A 423-nucleotide genomic window follows, 5' to 3' on the forward strand; every position below is an offset into this window, starting at 1 on the left:
TGTTCACCTGGGCCTATGCCCGCGACCCCGCCACCGCGGCGGTGACGATCGGCTCCTACAAGGATTGCACCGTCGAGAAGATCGACGACCTCAGCGTCCGGGTCCTGTTCGACAAGCCGACGCCGTACTGGTGCGATGCCTCCGGTCGCCGACTACATTCCCGAGCTCGCCCACGTGGATCCGAACCAGTTCGGCATCGCGGTGATCGATGCCGAGGGCCGGGTCACGACCAGCGGCGATGGCGAGACGCCGTTCTCGATCCAGGGCGTATCGAAGGTGTTCACGCTCACCCGGGCACTCGGCATGGTTGGCGACCGGCTGTGGAGGCGGGTCGCGCGCGAGCCCTCGGGCAACCCGTTCAATTCCCTCGTCCAGCTGTAGCGCGAGCGCGGCGTGCCGCGCAACCCGTTCATCAACGCCGGC

At 67.6% G+C, this 423-nt stretch carries 1 pseudogene; it reads left to right on the forward strand.

Features of this window, described 5'->3' with window-relative positions:
- Positions 1-144: 144 nt before the first annotated feature.
- Positions 145-378, forward strand: a pseudogene (locus MKL09_RS02465) (glutaminase); the annotation flags it as partial.
- Positions 379-423: the final 45 nt, after the last annotated feature.

Origin of the sequence: Methylobacterium sp. J-048 (assembly GCF_022829515.1) — a bacterium.
Classification (GTDB): domain Bacteria; phylum Pseudomonadota; class Alphaproteobacteria; order Rhizobiales; family Beijerinckiaceae; genus Methylobacterium.